This is a genomic window from Arthrobacter endolithicus (assembly GCF_026627425.1).
Taxonomy (GTDB): domain Bacteria; phylum Actinomycetota; class Actinomycetes; order Actinomycetales; family Micrococcaceae; genus Arthrobacter_M.
In genome coordinates this window covers 17,435-37,561 of sequence record NZ_JAPNLH010000026.1, presented here as the reverse complement: position 1 = coordinate 37,561, position 20,127 = coordinate 17,435, and the positions used below count along the sequence as shown (strand labels likewise).

Here is a 20,127-nt window from a genome sequence, read left to right as displayed (position 1 = left end):
ACAACGACATCCCATAGTCCATCCCTCCAGCACACCAAAGCACCCGACCATGCACCAGAGATTTCGCGAGCACATCCCAAATGCGGCACGCACCCCATTTCGCGAGCACTTTAGCTGAGTCTCGTCGACCTCTTGCGGATCACGTGCGGTAAGCCTACATTGATCTCACGAGGTGGCATAGCCCATGCACGAACTCTCCATTACCCAAAGCCTGGTCGACGCGGTGCTTGACCGCACCGGCGATCGCACTGTCACCGGGGTGAACCTGCGGATCGGACGGCTAAGTGGCGTCCTGCCGGATGCCTTGCGGTTCTGTTTCCAATTGCTGGCGGAGGGAACTCCGCTGGCCGGCGCCGATCTACGCATCGACGAGCCGGCCGGCCGGGCCACCTGCCACACGTGCCGGCAGAGTTTCATTCTTCCGGACACGATTCCGCTGTGCACCTGCGGCAGCGCCGACATCGAAATCACGGGCGGCCGCGAGCTGATGCTTGCGTCCGTGGAAGTGGGGTAAATATGTGCTCCACCTGCGGTTGCAGCGACGACGGCGAGGTTCGGGTGTCAAGCGTAAACGGCAGCGTCGCCGTCCCGGAACCGGACCACGGACATCAGCATGTGCACGACGGTGAACACCCCGACGGGCACCAGCAGGAGCACGCGCACGACGGCGGACACAACCACTCGCACGAGGGTGGCCCGGCACATACCCATGCTCCAGTGACCACGATCACGCTGGAGCAGAGCCTGCTGGCCAAGAACGACCTGTTGGCCGCGCGAAACCGGGGCTGGCTGGCCGGGCGTGCCATCCAGGCATTCAATGTGATGAGTTCCCCCGGGGCAGGCAAGACGACTTTGCTGGTCCGCACCATTGAAGAGCTGGGCGAAAGGCTGGGCATTACGGTCATTGAAGGTGACCAGGAGACGTCGCTGGATGCCGACCGCATTCGTAGCGCCGGGCGTCCAGCTGTTCAGATTAATACCGGAGCCGGCTGCCATCTGGACGCCGATATGCTCCGACGGGGGCTCGAAGCACTCAACCCGGCTCCGGGATCAACGCTCTTTATTGAAAATGTCGGAAATCTGGTCTGTCCGGCGCTTTTTGATCTGGGGGAAACAGCCAAGGTAGTGATTATTTCCGTCACGGAAGGTGATGATAAGCCGCAAAAATATCCGCACATGTTTATGGCCGCAGATCTAGTGATAATCAATAAGTCCGATCTGCTGCCCTATGTTGAATTCGACGTGGATGAATGCCTCCGCCAGGCACGACAGCTGAATCCGCACGTCGAGATGCTCGCTATTTCCGCCACGAACGGCGCTGGTCTGGACAGCTGGTACGACTGGCTGATCAAGAACACTCAAACACCGGCGTCGCACGCGGGCGCCCAATCGCATCCGATGGCGTCCGAGTCGCAGGTGCAGACAAACGCATAATGGGCCCCGCTCGGTGAGCAGGACTCCCAAAGGAGGCAACGATGCCTACAGAAGCTTCGATAAAAGCCGAAGAATCTCTTATTCATGTCCTATGGATCAACGCCGGTCTCAGCTGCGACGGCGACTCCGTGGCGCTGACCGCGGCTACGCAGCCCAGCGTGGAGGAAATAGCACTCGGTGCCCTGCCCGGTCTGCCGCAGGTTGCCATGCATTGGCCGCTCATTGATTTTGAATGCGGCCCCCAGGAGGGTGCAGATGACTTCCTCGAGTGGTTCCGGAAGGCGGACCGGGGCGAACTGGAGCCATTTGTCCTCGTTGTCGAGGGTTCCATTCCCAACGAGAAGTTGCACGACGTCGGCGGATACTGGTCGGGTTTCGGCAACGATCTGGAGACCGGGCAGCCCATTACGACAAGCGAATGGCTGGACCGGCTTGCACCGAAGGCAACTGCCATTATTGCCGCCGGAACCTGCGCGGCCTATGGCGGTATCCATGCCATGGCCGGCAATCCCACCGGTGCGATGGGCGTTCCCGATTACCTTGGCTATGACTGGAGGTCCAAGGCCGGAATACCGATTGTCTGTGTTCCGGGCTGCCCCATCCAACCTGACAATCTCTCCGAAACCATCACCTACCTGCTGTACCAGGCGACCGGGCAGGCGCCCATGATTCCGTTGGACGACGCGCTGCGGCCGACGTGGCTTTTCGGCCGGACCGTGCACGAGGGATGCGACCGGGCGGGGTATTACGAGCAAGGTGATTTTGCCACTGAATACGGCTCGCCGAAATGCATCGTAAAGCTGGGCTGCTGGGGCCCGGTGGTTAAATGCAATGTTCCCAAGCGCGGCTGGATGAATGGAATTGGCGGGTGCCCGAACGTTGGTGGTATCTGCATAGGCTGCACGATGCCGGGGTTCCCCGATAAGTTCATGCCGTTCATGGATGAGCCGCCGGGCAGCATTCTCTCCACCAATGCCGTGCGGCCCTACGGCGCTGCCGTGCGGACGCTGCGGCACATCACCATGAACACCCTTGACAAGGAACCACGCTGGCGCAGGACCGGCCCCGAACTGCTCACCGGCGCCACCCGCACCTGGTAAGAACGGCACGAGAAAGAGGCAAGGCAATGACCTCCACGATTCCGTTACCCGCATCGGGCAACGCCGCGGACGATTCACTGGTGGAGATGGCGTGGGATCCCATCACACGGATTGTCGGCAGCCTTGGCATCTATACCAAAATAGATTTCAAAAACAAGCAGGTGGTGCAGTGCAACAGCACTTCCTCGATCTTCCGCGGGTACTCGATCTTCATGCGCGGCAAGGATCCTCGCGACGCGCACTTCATCACCAGCCGGATCTGCGGGATCTGCGGCGATAATCACGCCACGTGCTCCTGTTATGCGCAAAACATGGCCTATGGGGTGAAGCCGCCGCATCTGGGCGAATGGATCGTCAATCTCGGTGAAGCCGCGGAGTACATGTTCGATCACAACATCTTCCAGGAGAACCTGGTGGGCGTGGACTACTGCGAAAAAATGGTCTCTGAGACGAACCCGGCGGTACTGGCCAAGGCGGAAAACACCCGGGCCCCGCATGAAGGCGAACACGGATACCGGACCATTGCGGACATCATGCGTTCGCTGAATCCTTTTACCGGTGAGTTCTACCGCGAAGCGCTGCAGGTCAGCCGGCTCACCCGGGAAATGTTCTGCCTGATGGAGGGTCGCCATGTTCACCCCTCCACGCTTTATCCGGGTGGAGTCGGCACCGTTGCCACGATCCAGCTGATGACGGATTACCTCACCCGGCTGATGCGTTATGTGGAGTTCATGAAGAAGGTCGTGCCCATGCACGATGATCTTTTCGATTTCTTCTACGACGCGCTACCGGGCTATGAGCAAGTCGGGCTGCGGCGGACGCTGCTGGGGTGCTGGGGTTCCTTCCAGGATCCGGAGTACTGCAACTTCGCCTACAAGGACATGACCGACTGGGGCCGGAAGATGTTTGTCACCCCGGGCGTCGTGGTCGACGGAAAGCTAGTGACCACCGATCTGGTGCGGATCAACCTCGGCATCCGGATCATGCTGGGCTCCTCCTACTACGAGGACTGGAATGATCAGGAGATGTTCGTCACGAATGACCCGCTCGGTAACCCGGTGGACCGCCGTCATCCGTGGAACCAGCACACCAATCCCCGCCCGCAAAAGCGTGACCTGACGGACAAATACAGCTGGGTTATGTCACCGCGCTGGTTTGACGGACAGGATAATCTGGCGCTGGATACCGGCGGTGGCCCACTGGCACGGCTCTGGTCGACGGCGCTGGCCGGACTCGTCGACATCGGCTACCTCAAATCCACCGGACACAGCGTGGAGATCAACCTGCCCAAGACGGCTCTCAAAGGACCAGTCTCACTCGAATGGAAGATTCCGCAGTGGAGCAACACGCTCGAACGCAACCGGGCCCGCACCTATTTCCAGGCCTACGCGGCGGCCGCGGCCCTGCATTTCGCGGAGAAGGCGCTGGAGGAAATCCGGGCCGGACGGACCAAGACCTGGGAATCGTTTGAGGTCCCGGACGAGGCGGTCAGTTGCGGCTTTACCGAAGCGGTCCGCGGCGTTCTTTCACACCACATGGTGATTCGTGACGGCAAGATCGCCAACTACCATCCCTATCCGCCAACGCCGTGGAACGCCAGCCCGCGCGACGCGTCCGGAACTCCGGGGCCGTATGAAGACGCGGTGCAGGGGCAGCCCATCTTCGAAGAGAACGACCGGGAGCATTTCAAGGGAATCGACATTATGCGCACGGTGCGCAGCTTTGACCCCTGTCTGCCCTGCGGCGTGCACATGTATCTGGGCGAGGGTAAAACGTTGGATATGCTGCACTCCCCCACGCAGTCACTCACCGGAGAATGACCCGCCATGATCGCGCAGGACGGTTTGCTGGAGCAAGGCGAAGCCGCTGCGCCTGCAGCCGCTGCGCCGCGGCCAGCGGGGCAGGCTGCAGTGGCCGGCTCCGGCGCCGACCAGCTGCGGAATTCGGGGACACGGATCGGAACACTGCTGGATGCGCTGTCCTCCGGCGGTGCGGTGGCCCGTGAGCGCTCCGAGGAGCTGGTCCGGCAGGTCACGGACCTCTACGGTGCCGGGCTGGAGCGCATTCTCGGCGTAATTTCGGCCCGGGGAGGTGAAACCAACGGCACTTTGGAGGCCCTGGTCAAGGATGAGCTGATCTCCGGTTTACTGCTGGTCCACGGTCTGCATCCACAGGACGTGCCGACCAGAGTCGCCGCTGCACTCGATAGTGTGCGGCCCTACCTTGGCTCCCATGGCGGCGACGTGGAGCTGCTGGGTATCAGCGCGGACGGGATCGTGAGCCTGCGACTATTGGGAAGCTGCCACGGCTGCCCGTCATCGTCCGTCACTTTGAAGCTCGCGGTCGAGGATGCCATTGAAACGGCGGCCCCCGAGGTGACATCCATCCAAGTGGTGGAGCAGGAGCCCAGCCCTTCCGCAGCCGTCATTCCCGTGGCCGCGCTGCGGCTGCGCCTGGATCAGCAAAATGATCGGGATCAGCAGGCCAAACCCGCTGTTCCCGGCCCGTCGGGTGGGGCCTGGGAGCCGGCGGCGGAGCTTGGCGGACTCCGGTCAGGGGAGGTGGCAGGCTTTCTGGTCGGCGGAGCCAGGCTGCTGGCCTGCCGGATCGGCGAGGACATTTTCGCTTACCTGGACTACTGTCCGCGGTGTGAGAAGTCCCTGGCAGGGGCGTCATTGCAGCGCGCCCTCGCGGCCCCTACGGGAGGCGGTCTGCTGCGGTGCCCCACCTGCCGGGCCCATTTCGATGTAAGGATGGCCGGTGCGTGCCTGGAGGACAAGGCACTGCATCTGGATCCGCTTCCGTTGCTCGTGCGCGGCGGCGTGATTTCCGTCGCCATTCCAGTCGGGACCGTTTCATGAGCCCCGGAACAGGCAGCATCCCGGCCGCCGGGCCGGTGGCCATGCTCCGGCGCATCGCCGTCAGCCGTTCCGCCAGCGCCGACGGCGAGCGCTGTGAGATGTGCGCAGAGCCTCTGGCAGAAAAGCACCAGCACGTGGTCGATGTTCAGAGCCGCGCCCTGATGTGCACCTGCCGGCCGTGCTATTTGCTCTTTACCGATGCAACGGCACACCTGCGGTACCGTTCCGTGCCGGAGCGTTACCTTTCCTTTCCCGGATTTGAGTTGGGAACCGGGGTGTGGGACGAACTGGAGATACCCGTTGGCCTGGCATTCTTCTTCACCAATTCCCGCATGGGTCGGACCGTGGCGTTTTATCCCGGCCCCGCCGGCGCCACGGAGTCGGAGCTGCCGCTGGGTGCGTGGGAACCAGTGCTGGCACGCAACCCTGCCGTTGGCGCTGCCGTCCCGGACACGGAGGCGTTGCTGATCCGGGCTCCTGGGCCGGAGCGCCTGCAGGCCGATTGTCATCTGGTGCCGATTGATGCCTGTTACGAACTGGTCGGTCAGCTGCGCAAAGTCTGGCGGGGCTTCGACGGCGGCCAGGACGCGCGCGTCCAGCTCTCGGCCTTCTTTGAGCGGGTTAGTAACCGCAGCAGGCCATACCTCGGAACCTCCTCTACAGCGGCCCGGGCCGGAAGCGGGCCCCGGTTATGACCGATCTTGGCTTCAGCATTGAGGACATTCTTCCCGAACGCTACGCAGCCTCCCCACAGCTGACTGCCCGGCTGCGCCTCACCGAAACGACGGGCACGGCCATCCACGCGATAGCATTGCGCTGCCAGGTGCGGATTCAGCCGCAGCGCCGTGGCTACACCCCGGAGGAGGAAGCTGGTCTACTGGATCTCTTCGGCACCCGCGTGCGCTGGCCCTCGACGCTCAAACCCTTCCTTTGGATGCAGTGCAGCACCATGGTGCAGGGCTTCAGCAATGCGACCATGGTGGATCTCGCCCTTCCCTGTACCTTCGATTTCGAGGTCGCCGCAGCGAAATACCTGCACGCGCTTCGCGAGCGGAGCATTCCGGTGGAACTGCTGTTCTCCGGAACCGTCTTCACCAAAGGAGCCACCGGGTTCGGCGTCGAACCGGTGCCGTGGGACCGCGAGGCGTCCTTCCAACTGCCGGTCGCTACCTGGACCGAATTAATGAACCAGCATTTCCCCAACAGCGGCTGGCTCCGGCTTGATCGGGATGTCATCAAAGCATTGGCGCTCTATAAAGCAAGTCTCGGACTTACCACCTGGGAAGCCGCTGTCGAAGAGTTGCTGGCGGCGGCCGGTGACCCGGTCCAATGATGAATCCGAGCCTCAGCCTGGCCAGGGCCATCGCGGATGCGGTCCTCTACGAGGGCTACCTCCTCTATCCCTACCGTGCCTCCTCGCAGAAAAACCAGTCACGCTGGCAGTTTGGCATCCTGGGCCCACCCGGCGCGGCCGCCGCGGGAGCGGGCGAGGAGTCAACCATGTTCGCGGACACCCTGTTGCTCGCCGGCCCGGAGGCCCGGCTGGAGGTGCATCTGCGTTTCCTGCAGCTGCAGTCCCGGACCTGTGAAGAGTTCGACGACGGGAGCTTCAGCCCGGTACCTGCGCTGCAGATCGGTGCTGCACGATGGCTGACGTGGGACGAGGCGACCGAACAGGAGATCACCTTGGGCCCGTTCGCGCTCGATCAACTGGCCGGTGGATTGATAACGGCAGTCCGGGTTCCCGGCGCCGATGAGACCGAGCTGCTCTACGATGCGGCCGGGGCGCTGGCAGGACGGCTCGTGCGCAGAAGGAAGCCCCTCTGGGGAGAGGTCAGGCTATGCGCCAGAACTCTCCACGACCCCGTCGACGGCGGCGAATCCCATTCCGGGCCGCTGCGCCTTCGGGTGAGTGCGGTAAATACCGCGGCGGGCCGAACGGTTCAAAAGCAGGAAGCAATCGCGCTGTCGTTCATCGGCACGCATCTGTTGCTGAGCGTGCAGGACGCGGACTTCATCTCGCTGCTGGACCCGCCGGAGAACTTACGTGCCGCAGCGGCAGCCTGCAGCCAGCACCGCGGCTGGCCTGTCCTTGCCGGGCCTGAGGGGCAAAGCGACGTCCTGCTGATCTCCCCGATCATTCTCTATGACCACCCCGCTGTGGCGCCGGAAAGCTCGGTTGAACTCTACGATTCAACCGAAATCGATGAGATCCTCACGCTGCGCGTACTGACGCTCACCGAGAATGAAAAGGCCGAGGCGAGGGCCACGGACCCGCGGGCTGCGGCGATCATCGACCGTTGCGAGGCCATGAGCGATGACCAATTGCAGGCGCTGCACGGAATCCTCCGCAACCCGCATGCGGAGGCAGCAGGTGAGCCTGATGTTCAATGGGGTGCCGGACTCCTGGGCGGACCCCGGGACGGCGCTGACCTCACCCCTGCCTTCCCGGTGCTCGGTGATAGTCCCCTCAAACAGGCTCCCTGGTGGGACCCCGCGGCCGATTCCAGTGTCAAGCCGGAAACCGACGCCGTGGTGATCAAAGGCGTGCCCGTTGCCAGGGGCAGCCGCGTTGTGGTCATGCCGAACCGCCGGGCCGATGCGCAGGACCTGTTCTCAACCGGCCAGAGCGCGCGCGTCACCGGCGTTCATTTCGACGTCGACGGCAGTACTCACGTCGCCGTCGTCATCGAAGCGGATCCGGCGGCGGAACTGCAGGAATGGTACGGACGATACCTCTACTTCTCTCCGGATGAGCTGGAGCCTCTCGACCCGGTACCCGCTACTGGTGATGGAAAGGAAACCCGAACATGAAAACCCTGGGAAAGCTGTCCGCCGTGACGCTGGCACTGACCGCCCTGACAGGAATCGCGGTGATGGTGCGCTCGATTCCGGACATTGTCCGCTACGTGAAAATCAGCCGGATGTGAGCGGCATCGAGACTGTCCCCCGCAGCATACTCGTGGCCGGAGTAGGCAATATGTTCCTGCACGACGACGGGTTCGGTCCCGAGGTCGCGCGCGCGATGGCGACCGATGCGGCCATGCTCCGTCCAGGCGTCCACGCGGTGGACTATGGCATCCGTGGAATGCATTTGGCCTATGACCTGCTGGACCGCGTGGATGCCCTGATCCTGGTCGATACCGTGCCGGCACCTCGAACGGGTGGCGGCAACGGATCCGCGCGTTCCCATCCGGCTGCGGAAATGTCCGGAGCCATCCGTGTGCTGCAGGTCCGCTCCGAGGATCTGCAGAGCAATCACGACGGCGGCCCACCGGCCTTGGACCCGCACGGGATGGACCCGGTGGCTGTGCTGGGCAGGCTGACGTCGCTGGGCGGCGGTGTTCCGCTGACATTTGTGGTGGGCTGCGTGCCCGGAGACTTGTCGGAGGGAATCGGACTGTCCCCTGCCGTGGCGGCCGCCATCCCCGAAGCGCTGAGCGCCATCGGGCAGCTCATCGAGGAAATTACTGAATCTCTTCCAGCGATAAGGAGAAATGGCTCATGTGCCTGGGAATCCCTGGCCGGGTGATTGAGCTGCTCGCCGGCTACGGCGATCAGCTGGCTCTGGTAGACGTCGCCGGGGTACGGCGGAAAATCAACATCGGCTTGCTGGATGAGGGTCCCTTGGAAGCCGGAAGCTGGGTAATTATCCACATGGGCTTCGCGCTGGAGCGGGTGGATGCGGCCGGAGCCGAGCGGGCGATGGGAGGGCTGAAACTTTTGGGTTCCGGTCCGGAGGAGGACGCGACCGCTGGCTAGAACCGGGCGCTCCACGATGGGACGTTAACGTTCAAGCGCGACGGCCGTGCCGCGGTGTTCGACGCCGGTGTTGGCGATCTTCAGATGCCGGGCAGTGAAGTGCTGCAGCCGCTGCAGCTGCAGCGGGGTGAGCCTGTCACAGACCCAATCCCAGTGCAGCGAGACCGCATCGCCGACGGCCAGATTGGCCACAAAGCCAGTCCCCGCAACGGCATGCTTGGCGGTCTCCACGATGGCCGGGCCCAGGCTCAGCACCGCACCGTCCCAGACCAGCGGCTGCGAGCGCACCAGCGCCTCATCCCCGGTCACGGCCAACACCTCGCCCCAGCGGATGCGGCACTGGTCCAGCACGTTGAGCGCCGTCGGGTATCTGCGGTCATCGTGGAGCAGCCCCAGCCATGGATAGATCTCGAAGACGTGGAAACTGTGGTGCGGCACCCCGCCGGCAAGAACACCCTCAACCAAATGCGGGAACTGCATGCCCGTTCGGGCCCGGAAGCGGTCCTCCATCGAATTGCCGATGTTCCTCACACCGACGGTGTCCAGCAGCGGGTTCCCGACCCAGTAGGCCTCCACCACTCGGTAATTCAGTGGATCGGTGATATTGGTGGCCCGGGCGATCAGTTCAAGATACGGCCACGCGCCGGCGAATCCTTTTGCCAGCTCCTTCAACCCTCGGTCCGTCACTCCGGACTGACCATAGTGCAGAAGGGCGTCGCTGTCTTGAGGTCCGCAACTACCCCGGGAATTGGGCGGATACGCGTAACGGACAAACAACTGGGCACCGTTAATAACCATGAGTTGGCCTCGCTCCACAACAGATGATTTTGACGCTAGCACCAGCGGCCGCCGACGACAAGGATCAGTACCGGAGCCAGAGACGGAGACGGTGCCGGAGATGTGGTCATGCCGCCGTTGACAGCCCCGCTGTTCGGGCGGATGCTGTGAGCAATCGAAGAGAGCAACTTTTGCTGATCTTTCCTGTAAGGAGGCCAGCTCGTGCGCAACCCCGACATCAGCCGCCGTTCGGTTCTGTCCATGATGATGCTCGGCGGAGGCGCGGTTCTTCTGTCCTCGTGCGGGGATAACAGCGCTTCGGCCCCGGAAGGCACCGCGGCGCCGCAGGGCACCCCGGCGCCAAGCAGCACCTCGGCGTTAGCCCAAACCATTCGATTGACTGACCAGCGGGGCAAGACACTGACGTTTGACAGACCTGTTAGCAGGGTAGTGACCATTCCAATGCCCGCCGCGTCCCTGCTGGTGGCCGTTGACCAAAGCGCTGACCATCTGAGCGGTATGCACAATGCCTCGTGGCTGGCTATGCGGGACGGCACCATGGGCAAACTCTTTCCGAAGGCCTTGACGGTCCCGCACGATATCGCCACGACGGACTTCACCCCCAACGTGGAAAGCATCCGGGCGCTGAATCCGGATGTCGTGGTGCAGTGGAGCGATTCGCAACTCACCGGACCCTTGGAGAATGCCGGCCTGAAGGTCCTTGGTTTGACCAACACCGGACAGCAGTCGGATGTTGACGCGTGGGTGACCCTGTTCTCGGAAATGCTGGGCAAACCGGAGCGGGCCACCGCGATCAAATCCCGCAGCGAGCTGGAGCTGACAAAGATCCGGGCTCTGGCTGCCGGCCGGTCAGGCCCCGGACCGCGCATTCTGTATTTCAACCGTTTCACGGGAGGACTCAAGGTAGCCGCCAACGGGAGCTACAACGATTTCTATATCAAGCTGGTGGGCGGCAGCAATCCCGCCACGGCGGGTACCGGTGTCAAGGGTTCCGGCATGGTGGGCGTGGATGTGGAGCAGGTCCTGGCCTGGAATCCCGAGGTCGTCCTCCTGGGCAATTTCGACGGTGCACTGCCGCAGGATATCTATTCTGACCCGGTCTGGCAGAACGTTTCGGCGGTGCGCGAGCGGCGGGTCTACAAGGTTCCCCTAGGCGGGTACCGCTGGGATCCCCCGGGCCAGGAATCACCGCTGATGTGGCAGTGGCTTACGGACATCAGCTTCCCAAGCCAGAAGTCCTCCGCCCTGCGTGGTGCCATCCCGGACTATTACCGCTTCCTGTATGGGCAGGCACCCGATTCGGCGGAAATCGACACCATATTGTGGATGAGCGTGAACAGCAAATCCGCCGACTACGAACAGTTCCGTGGCGCGTGAGGTCCGGGAGCTGAGGCCCAAGCGACTCGGTGCCCCGGCCACACGGTCGGTCCCGCGGATAATCGGCCCCGTAGCGGTCACGGCTATTCTGCTGCTCGCCCTGGCACTGCTGGCGCTGACGGTAGGCCGCTACCACGTCCCGTTCTGGCATGTAGTGCAGATCCTCGCCTCCCGGCTCCTGCCGCTGGACACGCCCATGAACAGCTCCGAAGAAACCGTGGTCCTCTTGGTCCGGCTCCCCCGGGTTCTGCTGGCACTGCTGGTGGGCGGCGGTCTTGCCATGGGCGGCGCCGCGCTGCAGGCCATCTTTCGTAATCCGCTGGTCAGCCCGGAAATCATCGGCGTATCGGCAGGGGCGTCCTTTGGCGGTGCGATGGCCCTGCTGTTTGGCCTGGGTTCCCTGCTCCTGGTGGGCGGATCCTTTGTCTTTGGGTTGGCAGCGCTGGGCCTGCTGTTCCTGATCGTCTCCGGCCGCGGCGGTACCCCGATGCTCATGATCGTTCTCGGCGGCGTCGTCGTGGGATCGTTCTTTTCCGCGTTAGTGGCGCTGATCACGTATAGTGCCGATCCGTTCACCACCTTGCCTGCGATCGTCTTCTGGTTGCTGGGCAGTGTGGCGACGGCGAATTACGCCAAGGTCCTGATCGCGGTGATCCCGATTCTGGCCGGGACCGGCGTGCTGCTGGCCCTGCGCTGGCGGATCAATGTGCTGTCCCTCGGCGATGAGGATGCCGCAGCGTTGGGTCTGCGGCCCCGCTCGTTACGTGTGGTGGTCCTGATCGCCGTCGCACTGATCGTGGCCGGCGCGGTGGCCGTCAGCGGAGTGATCAGCTGGGTGGGACTGGTCATCCCCCACCTGGCCCGCATCTGGGTGGGACCGGACCACCGGGTGCTGCTGCCGGTGTGCTTTTTGCTGGGCGGGTGCTACCTCACCGCAGTTGATAGCGTGGCCCGCACAGCTACGGCCGGGGAGATCCCATTAGGTGTGCTGACCGCTCTGATCGGTGCGCCGGTTTTCTTTTTATTGCTGCGCCATAACCGGGACAGGATCTGGGACAGTGCTTGAGCTGGACCACGTTGCCTACGGCTACCGGGCGGCGGAACACATTTTCCGCGATGTCAGTTTCCGGGTGACGTCGGGCACTGCAACGGCGGTACTGGGACCGAATGGCAGCGGCAAGACCACGCTGGTGCGCTGTGCTGCCGGGCTTCTGGCGCCTACCGAAGGCGCCATCACCAGAGAGCAGACGGTGGGCTACGTGCCTCAAGCGCACAGCAGCTCCTTCGCCTACCGTGCGCTCGATATGGTACTCATGGGCAGGGCCCGCCAGGTCCGCATTTTTCGTTCCCCTGGTGCGGCCGATCGGGCGGCAGCGCTGCAGGCCATGGAGCGGGTCGGCATCGCCGACCTGGCGGACCGGTTGTTTCCCACCCTCAGCGGAGGCGAACAGCAGCTGGTCCTCATTGCCCGCGCCGTCGCCACCGACTGCCCCCTGCTTGTCTTAGATGAACCATCCACCGGACTGGACCTAAAGAACCAGGTACGTGTGCTGACCCTGCTGCGGGATCTGAAGGCGGACGGGATGGCCCTTTTGCTCAGCACCCACGAGCCGGACCATGCGCTGTACCTGGCCGATTCCGTGGTCCTGATGCGCCGGGACGGCGTGCTGGCCGGGAGTGCCGCAGAATTATTGACCGCCGTTCAGCTAAGCGACCTTTACGGCGTCGGCGTCAGCACCCTGGAATACCAGGAAGGCAACGGGACCCTGCGCCGCACCGTTGTCCCGCGGTACGGCTCCGCGGAAACCCTTCCGTCCGGCAACAGCCAGCTGCCGCCGTCGGCCCCGATCAACAGCTCAGGCCCCTGTTTACCGACCAGCGGTCGGCAAACAGGGGCCTGAACTGCACGCTCGATCGTTTAGACGCCGACCTTTTCTCCGTGCGCCAGCGGACCTCCCAGCGCGGCTTCCACCTTCCCATGCTGTGGGACGTCGCCCTCGTGCGAAATCATTGTCGCCTCATCGAACGGCTCGAGCCGATCCAGGACACGGTCGACCCGGCTCCGGTCGATTTCCTTGACCCAAGTGCCCATCAGCACCGTGGCGACGGCGTTTCCGGTGAAGTTCGTCAGCGCCCGCGCTTCGGACATAAACCGGTCAATGCCGACAATGAATGAGACACCGCCGACCAGATCAGGCCGGTGTGAGGCCAGACCGCCGGCCAGCGTGGCCAAGCCGGCGCCGCTGACCCCAGCGGCACCCTTGGACGCAATGATCATGAAAACCAGCAGCCCGATCTGCGAACCGATGTCCAGCGGCTTACCCATCGCCGAGGCGATGAACAACGCGGACATGGTGAGGTAAATGGCCGTGCCGTCCAGATTGAAGGAGTAGCCGGTGGGTACCGTGATGCCCACGACCGGCTTGGAAACGCCCAAGTGCTCCATCTTGGCGATTAGCCGGGGCAGGGCCACCTCCGAGGAGGATGTGGAAACGATCAGCAGGTATTCCCGGCCCAGGTACCGCATCAACTTGAAAATGTTCACGCCGGTGGCCAGCTTCAGGAGGGTTCCCAGGATCAACACGATGAAGATCGCACAGGTCAGGTAGAACGCGCCCATCAGAGACAGCAGGCTCAGCACCGCCTGCCAGCCGGTCAGTCCGACGACGGCGGCAATGGCACCGAACGCGCCGACCGGGGCCAGCCACATGACCATGATCAGGATGCGGAATACCAGGGCTTGGATATGCGCAATGCCCGTGAGGATCGGTTTTCCGGCTTTCCCCATTTTCTGCAGCCCAAACCCCACCAGCAACGCAACCAGCAGTGTCTGCAGAATGTTGGTGCCGGTCAGCGATGACAGCAGCGTGGTGGGAATGATGCCCAGCAGGAATTCAGTGCTGGAAGCACTTTCCGCGGGTGCCTTGTAGACGGCATCCTGCAGGTGCAGGCCGGCGCCGGGCTGGATGATGTTCCCGACCAACAAGCCGATGGCCAGTGCAAAGGTAGACATCACCATGAAGTACAGCAGCGCCAGGCCGCCCACCTTGCCGACCGTTGCGGCCTTGGCTATCGAGCCAATCCCGAGCACTATGGTGCAGAAAATGATCGGTGCGATCATCATTTTGATCAGCGCGATGAAGCCGTCACCGAGCGGCTTCAGCTGCGCTGCGGCGCCGGTTTTGCCCGGGAAGGCGAGTCCGACGACGACGCCGAGGATCACCGCAACGACGACGGCGATGTACAACCAATGGGTCCTGTCCAGTCCCTTGCGGCGGACCGCAGGTTCAGCTGCTGCTCGAGACGAATGTTCCTGCCGTGAGGTCATCGCACGTTCCTTTAGCTAGTCTTGAGGGGGCGGTAAGTGCACCGCGCCTTGACCAGCATGGCCGCAGATGTGATGACGTTCACCCTTGCGTTCATATTGTTCACAGTTTCCTTTTCCAGATCCGCAGGTCCCGCACCAGGAGGAGTCAACGCCCGTGATCCGCAGCTGGAGCCTTGCGCGACGCCTGTTTGCCGCGCAAGTTCTGTTTGTGCTGCTGCTCACCGCGGTGCTGGCACTGCTGCTGTTCGCCGATGCACGCAATCAGGCTTACAGCCAGGCGCAGGAGCGGATGGTGTCCGTGGCAGGAACCGTGGCGGACAATCCGCTGGTGCTCACTGCAGCCGGTTCGGCCGATCCGTCCGGACTGCTCCAGCCCTACGCCCTGCGGGTGATGGCCGATGCGAGGGTGGATTTCGTCACCATCATGGCACCGGACCGCACCCGGTGGACCCACCCGGACCCGGCAGAAATCGGCCGTCGCTACATCGGCTCGATCGATCAGGCGCTCGCCGGAGATACCTATACGGAAGTGACAGCCGGCACCCTGGGTCCCTCCGTGCGGGCTATTGTCCCGGTCAAGGACTCGACCGGGAAGATCCGCGCACTGGTGGCATCCGGGGTGACGGTTCCCACCGTTGAAGTGGCGCTGCAGGCCAGGCTCCCCGCCGTCGCCGGCATCGCGGCAGCCCTGTTACTGGGCGGCTCGTTAATTTCCTGGCTGCTCGGGCGCTATCTGCGCAAGGTCACCTTGGGCTGGGGTCCCGAACGGCTCGGACAGCTGTTTGTTTACTACGAATCCGTGCTGCACTCGGTCCGTGACGGGCTGGTATTGACCGATCACAACGGCGAACTGTTGATGTACAACGACCAGGCGGCACATCTGCTGGGTATTAAGGCGCCCTCCGGCAACGGGCCGGCGCCACGGCTGGCGGAACTGGATTTGCCGACGTCGCTGGAGGAGCTGCTGCACAGCGGGCGGACGGCCAGAGACGAACTACATCTGACGCAGACGCGCCTGCTGATCGTCAGCCAGGAACCGGCCCGCTCCCCCGGATCCGGAACATCCGCCGGATCCGGGCCGCCCGGCATCGGGACCGTGACCACAGTGCAGGATCACACCGTCATCGCCGAACTTGGCGATGAACTTCGTTCGACGCAGACGCTCACGGACGCCCTGCGCGCCCAGACCCATGAACATGCCAACCGGATCCACACGCTGGTGTCGTTACTGGAGTTGGGCCGCACGGCTCAGGCGTTGGAATTTGCCACCGCGGATCTGCAGCTGAGCCAGCGGCTGGCCGACGAGGTTCTGAACGCGGCAGATGAACCGGTGCTTAGCGCCCTGTTGATGGGCAAGATCGCCCAGGCCAATGAACGCGGGATCGAGCTGCGGGTCAGCACCGAAACACAAACCCAGTTTTCCGGTGTGCGCACACACGACGTCGTCACCATTCTGGGGAATCTGCTGGACAATGCGATGGATGCCGCGGCCGAGGGCGACGAGCCACGCTGGGTTGCCCTGCACCTTGGGCCTACCGTGGACGGACTGGAACTGGAGGTCTCCGACAGCGGGCCGGGCCTGGATCCGGCGCAGACCGCCGGCATCCTCGCCAAGGGTTTCAGTACCAAGCACTCCGACGGCGGGGGTCGCGGAATCGGGCTGGCGTTGGTCCGGCAGACCGTCCAACGGCTGGGCGGCCAGCTGATCATTGGCGCACGCGCGGGCGCACCCGCCGGGCCGCCGAGGGCTGCAGGAACAGAGGCTCCTGAAAAAACAGGGGTCGCCACAGGAACAGGGGTCGCTGCAGGAAGATCGGGCGCCGTTTTTACGGTCGTTCTTCCCATAGCCCTGGACCCGGACTCTTTTACACCCATCGTAGAACAACTTGCCGGGAAGCCCGAATGAGCGTTCTCCCGCAACCGATCCGCGTCCTCGTGGTAGATGACGAGCCAATTGCCGCCGATGCGCATGCCACCTATCTGCAACGGATCGGCGGTTTTTCCCTCGGTGGCATTGCCCACGATGGTCAGTCCGCGCTGCGTGCCCTGCAGCAGTGCGCCGAGGCCGGGGCACCGATCGATCTCATGCTGCTGGATATGAATCTTCCCGACTTGCACGGACTTGATATCGCCCGCCGCGTCCGGTCCGCCGGTCTGGCCGTGGACATCATTGCCGTCACCGCCGTCCGGGACCTGAAAGTGGTCCGGACCGCCATCTCCAGCGGCGCAGTCCAATACCTCATCAAACCCTTCAGCTATGCGATGTTCGCGGAAAAGCTTGTCAGCTACCGAGACTTCCGGCAGCAGCTGGCTTCTCCGACCGCGCCTGCTTCGCAAACCGACGTCGATCTGGCGTTTGCCAGTTTGCGGGCGCCCACGACACCACCGCTGCCAAAGGGCCTGTCAGAGACCACCTTGTCCGCCGTCGTGTCCTATTTACGCGGAGTTGGACGGGCGGCGTCGGCCTACGAGGTGATGGACGGGCTCGGAATGTCCCGAGTCACAGCCCGTAGGTATCTGGAATATCTGTCCGATACGGGAATTGTGCTGCGCAGCGCCCGTTACGGGACGCCAGGGAGGCCGGAAAACGAATACTGCTGGCGGTAGTTCCACAATGCGGCACCTGCACCAACTCAGAAGGCGCTGCACTCACCGTGGCATCCGCAGGATGGGCAAGAGCGAGTCAATGACGCTGGCATCCTCGATGGTGGATGGAACCGTGTACTCGTGGCCGTCGGCAATCTGGCGCATTGTCTTGCGCAGAATCTTCCCCGACCGGGTCTTGGGCAGCGAGTCAACGACCACCGCCTGTTTGAAGTCGGCCACCGGGCCAATGTGTTCGCGGACCATCGTTACCAGCTCCTTCACCAGCTGTTCTTCGGTGATGTGCACGCCGGATTTCAGCACAATGTAGGCGCTGGCCCGCTGGCCTTTGAGCACGTCGGCCAGCCCGATGACGGCGCATTCGGCCACTGCGGGGTGCTGCGCCAGAACCTGTTCGATGGCGCCGGTTGACAGCCGGTGGCCGGCCACATTGATCACGTCGTCGGTGCGGCCCATCACAAAGACGTAGCCGTCCTCGTCCACGTAGCCGGAATCACCGGTCGTGTAGTAGCCCGGGAAGGCGTTCAGGTAAGAGGAGATATAACGTTCATCGCTACCCCACAAGGTCATCAGGGTGCCCGGCGGCAACGGCAGGCCGAGCACAATGTTCCCCTCCGTTCCCGTCGGTACCCGGTCCCCTCGTCCGTCGACGATGCGCAGGTCAAAGCCCGGCATCGGGAACGACGGCGACCCTGCCTTGATCGGCAACGGCTCAAGCCCGCGCGGATTGCCGCAGATGGCCCACCCCGTCTCGGTCTGCCACCAGTGATCCACCACGGGAACGTTGAGTACGCGTCCGGCCCAGTGATAAGTGTCCGAGTCCAGACGCTCCCCCGCCGCGAAAAGCGTTGTCAGCGAGGACATATCGTATTTAGCCAGTTCGGCAGCCTCCGGATCAACCTTGCGGATGGCCCGTAGCGCCGTGGGCGCTGTGAAGAGCACGCGGACGCGGTGGTCGCTGACCACACGCCAGAAGGCTCCGGCGTCCGGCGTTCCGACCGGCTTTCCTTCATAGAGGACGGTGGTGGCGCCCGCCAGTAAGGGGCCGTAGACGATGTAGGAGTGCCCCACCACCCAGCCCACGTCCGAGGCGGTCCACATCACGTCGCCGGGATGGATGTCGTAAAGGTTCGTCATGGTCCACATCAGCGCCGTGGCATGTCCGCCGTTGTCCCGGACCACACCCTTGGGCGCACCGGTGGTTCCCGAGGTGTAAAGAACGTACAGTGGATCCGACGCAGCCACGGGGACCGGATCCGCAGGCCCGGCTTCGAGCATCTCCGTATCCCAGTCGCGCCAGCTCTCGTATGGTGAACCGCTGCCGCCCGCGGCGGCCTCAAAGCCGTCCCGGACCTTGACGATAACCGGCGTACTGCCGGCATCGGCCAGCCGCAGCGCCTCGGCCACGGCGGGCAGGTACTCGATGCGTCGGCTCGGTTCCAGCCCGCCCGATGCTGTCACGACAACGGCCGGCTGGGCATCGGCGATGCGCGATGCCAGCTCGGCTGCGGCAAATCCGCCGAAGACGACCGAATGCACCGCCCCCAGGCGTGCGGTGGCCAGCATGGCGATCACGGTTTCGGGAATCATTGGCATGTAGATGACAACGCGGTCCCCCTTGTCGACCCCGTGCGAACGCAGCACTGAGGCAAAGCGCGCCACCAGGTCCGTTAGCTCCGCGTAGCTGTAGTGCCGTTGGATCCCGAGCATCGCGGAGTCATAGATCAGTGCATCCTGCCCGCCGCGACCGGCCAGCACATGGCGGTCCAGAGCATTAAACGAGGTATTGATCCTCGCGTCGGGAAACCATTTGCTGATCAGCGCGGAGGCACCATCTAAGGCGCGCGAGGGCTCCTGATCCCAGTCAACTGCCCGTGCAGCTTCCAGCCAGAATCCCTCCGGATCGTGCAGACTGCGCTGATAGACCGCCCGGTAGTCCTCTTCTGACATGTCAACTCTCCCATCGGCACTGCTGTGATGTCAGTCATACTAACTGCTACTCAGGTGATAAAACAAGAGGCGTGTATACATAGGTAGAAAGTTTCTCAACAAATGCGGCTAACTTCATAGATTTATATGGATTTCGCGCAGTCTTTGTATACACTGAGTGAAGAGTTCTGGCGGCATTTCTCGCATTTCGCCTCCGGGGCAATCCGAAGTAGGCCGAGCAGAACCAAGCAGGGAGGCAGCATGCGGGCCAGCGATCGTGCCTACGCGGCTTTGCGTGCCGACATCGTTCACTGGCGCCTGCCTCCCGGATCGGTGCTGGCCGAGGTGGAGCAGTCCGAGCGGCTGGGCGTTTCCCGCACACCCTTGCGGGAGGCGCTCGCCAGGCTTACAGCGGAAGGCCTGACGGCGGCACAGCGCGGCCGCGGCGTGGTGGTCACGGACATTTCCCTGCATCAGGTTCGTGAGCTGTTTGAGCTCCGGGCAACGCTGGAGTGCCGCGCCGCCGAGCTCGCCTCCGAGCGAGGCGACCGGGAAGTGTTTGGCCAGTTGTCCGCGGAACTCACCGGCGCGGCGGGGCTGCTCAACGATCCCGATCCGTCCCGCGCTGCGTACTACGAGCTGGTGAGCCGCCTCGATGCGGCCGTTGATGCCGCCATCGGCAATAGTTACCTGGCGCAGGCACTGAAAGGTCTCCGGGTGCATCTGGTCCGGGTCCGTCGACTCTCCCAGGACAACCCCGGCAGACTGCTGGCCGCTGCCCAGGAACACGCCACTATTGCCCGGGCAATCGCGAAGGGCAATGCCCGGGTCGCCAGTGCCGCCACCACGGTCCATCTGGACAACAGCCTGGACCATCTCCTCTCCACTAACCCCCAGCACCCGCTGACCATCAACACTCACCCCCAGTAACCAT

Annotated in this window: 20 protein-coding genes; 17 read left to right on the top strand and 3 right to left on the bottom strand. The window is 63.3% G+C overall.

Annotated elements, in window-relative coordinates; all coding sequences use genetic code 11:
- The first annotated feature begins 184 nt into the window (after nt 1-184).
- From OS914_RS16540 to OS914_RS16495, 11 genes are read left to right on the top strand one after another with little or no spacing between them, the layout of a single operon-like run.
- Nucleotides 185-514 (top strand): hydrogenase maturation nickel metallochaperone HypA/HybF, encoded by a 330-nt coding sequence (locus OS914_RS16540; protein WP_267547157.1) that lies wholly within the window; start codon nt 185-187, stop codon nt 512-514.
- Between the two features lie 44 nt (nt 515-558).
- Complete coding sequence (hypB, locus tag OS914_RS16535) at nt 559-1,434, top strand: hydrogenase nickel incorporation protein HypB (RefSeq protein WP_267547156.1); 876 nt, start codon at nt 559-561, stop codon at nt 1,432-1,434.
- Nucleotides 1,435-1,475: 41 nt separating this feature from the next.
- Nucleotides 1,476-2,534 (top strand): NADH-quinone oxidoreductase subunit B family protein, encoded by a 1,059-nt coding sequence (locus OS914_RS16530; RefSeq protein WP_267547155.1) that lies wholly within the window; start codon nt 1,476-1,478, stop codon nt 2,532-2,534.
- Nucleotides 2,535-2,560: 26 nt separating this feature from the next.
- The gene (locus OS914_RS16525) at nt 2,561-4,354 is read left to right on the top strand and encodes a nickel-dependent hydrogenase large subunit (RefSeq protein WP_267547154.1); all 1,794 of its coding nucleotides are present in this window, start codon (nt 2,561-2,563) and stop codon (nt 4,352-4,354) included.
- Between the two features lie 6 nt (nt 4,355-4,360).
- Nucleotides 4,361-5,395, top strand: a complete 1,035-nt coding sequence (locus OS914_RS16520) for a NifU family protein (RefSeq protein ID WP_267547153.1) — start codon at nt 4,361-4,363, stop codon at nt 5,393-5,395.
- Nucleotides 5,392-6,090 carry a DUF5947 family protein gene (locus OS914_RS16515; protein ID WP_267547152.1) on the top strand — a complete coding sequence of 233 codons (699 nt, stop codon included), beginning with the start codon at nt 5,392-5,394 and terminating at the stop codon, nt 6,088-6,090. Before OS914_RS16520 ends, OS914_RS16515 begins: the two co-directional genes overlap by 4 nt.
- The gene (locus OS914_RS16510) at nt 6,087-6,728 is read left to right on the top strand and encodes a DUF6084 family protein (RefSeq protein ID WP_267547151.1); all 642 of its coding nucleotides are present in this window, start codon (nt 6,087-6,089) and stop codon (nt 6,726-6,728) included. Before OS914_RS16515 ends, OS914_RS16510 begins: the two co-directional genes overlap by 4 nt.
- Nucleotides 6,725-8,209, top strand: a complete 1,485-nt coding sequence (locus tag OS914_RS16505) for a hypothetical protein (protein ID WP_267547150.1) — start codon at nt 6,725-6,727, stop codon at nt 8,207-8,209. Before OS914_RS16510 ends, OS914_RS16505 begins: the two co-directional genes overlap by 4 nt.
- Nucleotides 8,206-8,325 (top strand): DUF6893 family small protein, encoded by a 120-nt coding sequence (locus OS914_RS18335; protein ID WP_420713988.1) that lies wholly within the window; start codon nt 8,206-8,208, stop codon nt 8,323-8,325. The genes OS914_RS16505 and OS914_RS18335 overlap by 4 nt, the downstream gene beginning before the upstream one ends.
- Nucleotides 8,322-8,927 (top strand): hydrogenase maturation protease, encoded by a 606-nt coding sequence (locus tag OS914_RS16500; RefSeq protein ID WP_267547149.1) that lies wholly within the window; start codon nt 8,322-8,324, stop codon nt 8,925-8,927. The genes OS914_RS18335 and OS914_RS16500 overlap by 4 nt, the downstream gene beginning before the upstream one ends.
- Entirely contained in the window at nt 8,900-9,157 is a 258-nt protein-coding gene (locus tag OS914_RS16495) for a HypC/HybG/HupF family hydrogenase formation chaperone (protein ID WP_267547148.1), read from the top strand. Before OS914_RS16500 ends, OS914_RS16495 begins: the two co-directional genes overlap by 28 nt.
- 24 nt (nt 9,158-9,181) lie before the next feature.
- Here OS914_RS16495 and OS914_RS16490 read toward each other — a convergent pair whose 3' ends face one another.
- Nucleotides 9,182-9,955, bottom strand: coding sequence for a DUF6390 family protein (locus OS914_RS16490; protein WP_267547147.1), 774 nt, complete (start codon nt 9,953-9,955; stop codon nt 9,182-9,184).
- A gap of 201 nt (nt 9,956-10,156) precedes the next feature.
- On the opposite strand from OS914_RS16490, the gene OS914_RS16485 reads away from it, so the two are divergent.
- From OS914_RS16485 to OS914_RS16475, 3 genes are read left to right on the top strand one after another with little or no spacing between them, the layout of a single operon-like run.
- Complete coding sequence (locus OS914_RS16485) at nt 10,157-11,332, top strand: ABC transporter substrate-binding protein (RefSeq protein ID WP_267547146.1); 1,176 nt, start codon at nt 10,157-10,159, stop codon at nt 11,330-11,332.
- Nucleotides 11,322-12,398: a FecCD family ABC transporter permease gene (locus OS914_RS16480; protein ID WP_267547145.1), complete on the top strand. Its 1,077-nt coding sequence runs from the start codon at nt 11,322-11,324 to the stop codon at nt 12,396-12,398. Before OS914_RS16485 ends, OS914_RS16480 begins: the two co-directional genes overlap by 11 nt.
- Nucleotides 12,391-13,233 carry an ABC transporter ATP-binding protein gene (locus OS914_RS16475; RefSeq protein ID WP_267547144.1) on the top strand — a complete coding sequence of 281 codons (843 nt, stop codon included), beginning with the start codon at nt 12,391-12,393 and terminating at the stop codon, nt 13,231-13,233. The genes OS914_RS16480 and OS914_RS16475 overlap by 8 nt, the downstream gene beginning before the upstream one ends.
- A gap of 17 nt (nt 13,234-13,250) precedes the next feature.
- Here the strand turns inward: OS914_RS16475 and OS914_RS16470 are convergent, their stop codons facing one another.
- Nucleotides 13,251-14,660: a cation:dicarboxylate symporter family transporter gene (locus OS914_RS16470; protein ID WP_267547143.1), complete on the bottom strand. Its 1,410-nt coding sequence runs from the start codon at nt 14,658-14,660 to the stop codon at nt 13,251-13,253.
- A 154-nt stretch (nt 14,661-14,814) separates the two neighbouring features.
- Here OS914_RS16470 and OS914_RS16465 point away from each other — a divergent pair, with 154 nt between their 5' ends.
- Entirely contained in the window at nt 14,815-16,566 is a 1,752-nt protein-coding gene (locus OS914_RS16465) for a sensor histidine kinase (RefSeq protein WP_267547142.1), read from the top strand.
- Nucleotides 16,563-17,267, top strand: coding sequence for a response regulator (locus OS914_RS16460; protein WP_267547141.1), 705 nt, complete (start codon nt 16,563-16,565; stop codon nt 17,265-17,267). The genes OS914_RS16465 and OS914_RS16460 overlap by 4 nt, the downstream gene beginning before the upstream one ends.
- 42 nt (nt 17,268-17,309) lie before the next feature.
- On the opposite strand, the gene OS914_RS16455 is transcribed toward OS914_RS16460, so the two are convergent.
- A complete protein-coding gene (locus OS914_RS16455; RefSeq protein WP_267547140.1) occupies nt 17,310-19,214 on the bottom strand; it encodes an AMP-binding protein in 1,905 nt (634 codons plus the stop codon).
- Nucleotides 19,215-19,454: 240 nt separating this feature from the next.
- Between OS914_RS16455 and OS914_RS16450 the strand changes: the two genes are divergently transcribed.
- Nucleotides 19,455-20,123 carry a GntR family transcriptional regulator gene (locus OS914_RS16450; protein ID WP_267547139.1) on the top strand — a complete coding sequence of 223 codons (669 nt, stop codon included), beginning with the start codon at nt 19,455-19,457 and terminating at the stop codon, nt 20,121-20,123.
- The last annotated feature ends 4 nt before the right edge of the window (nt 20,124-20,127 follow it).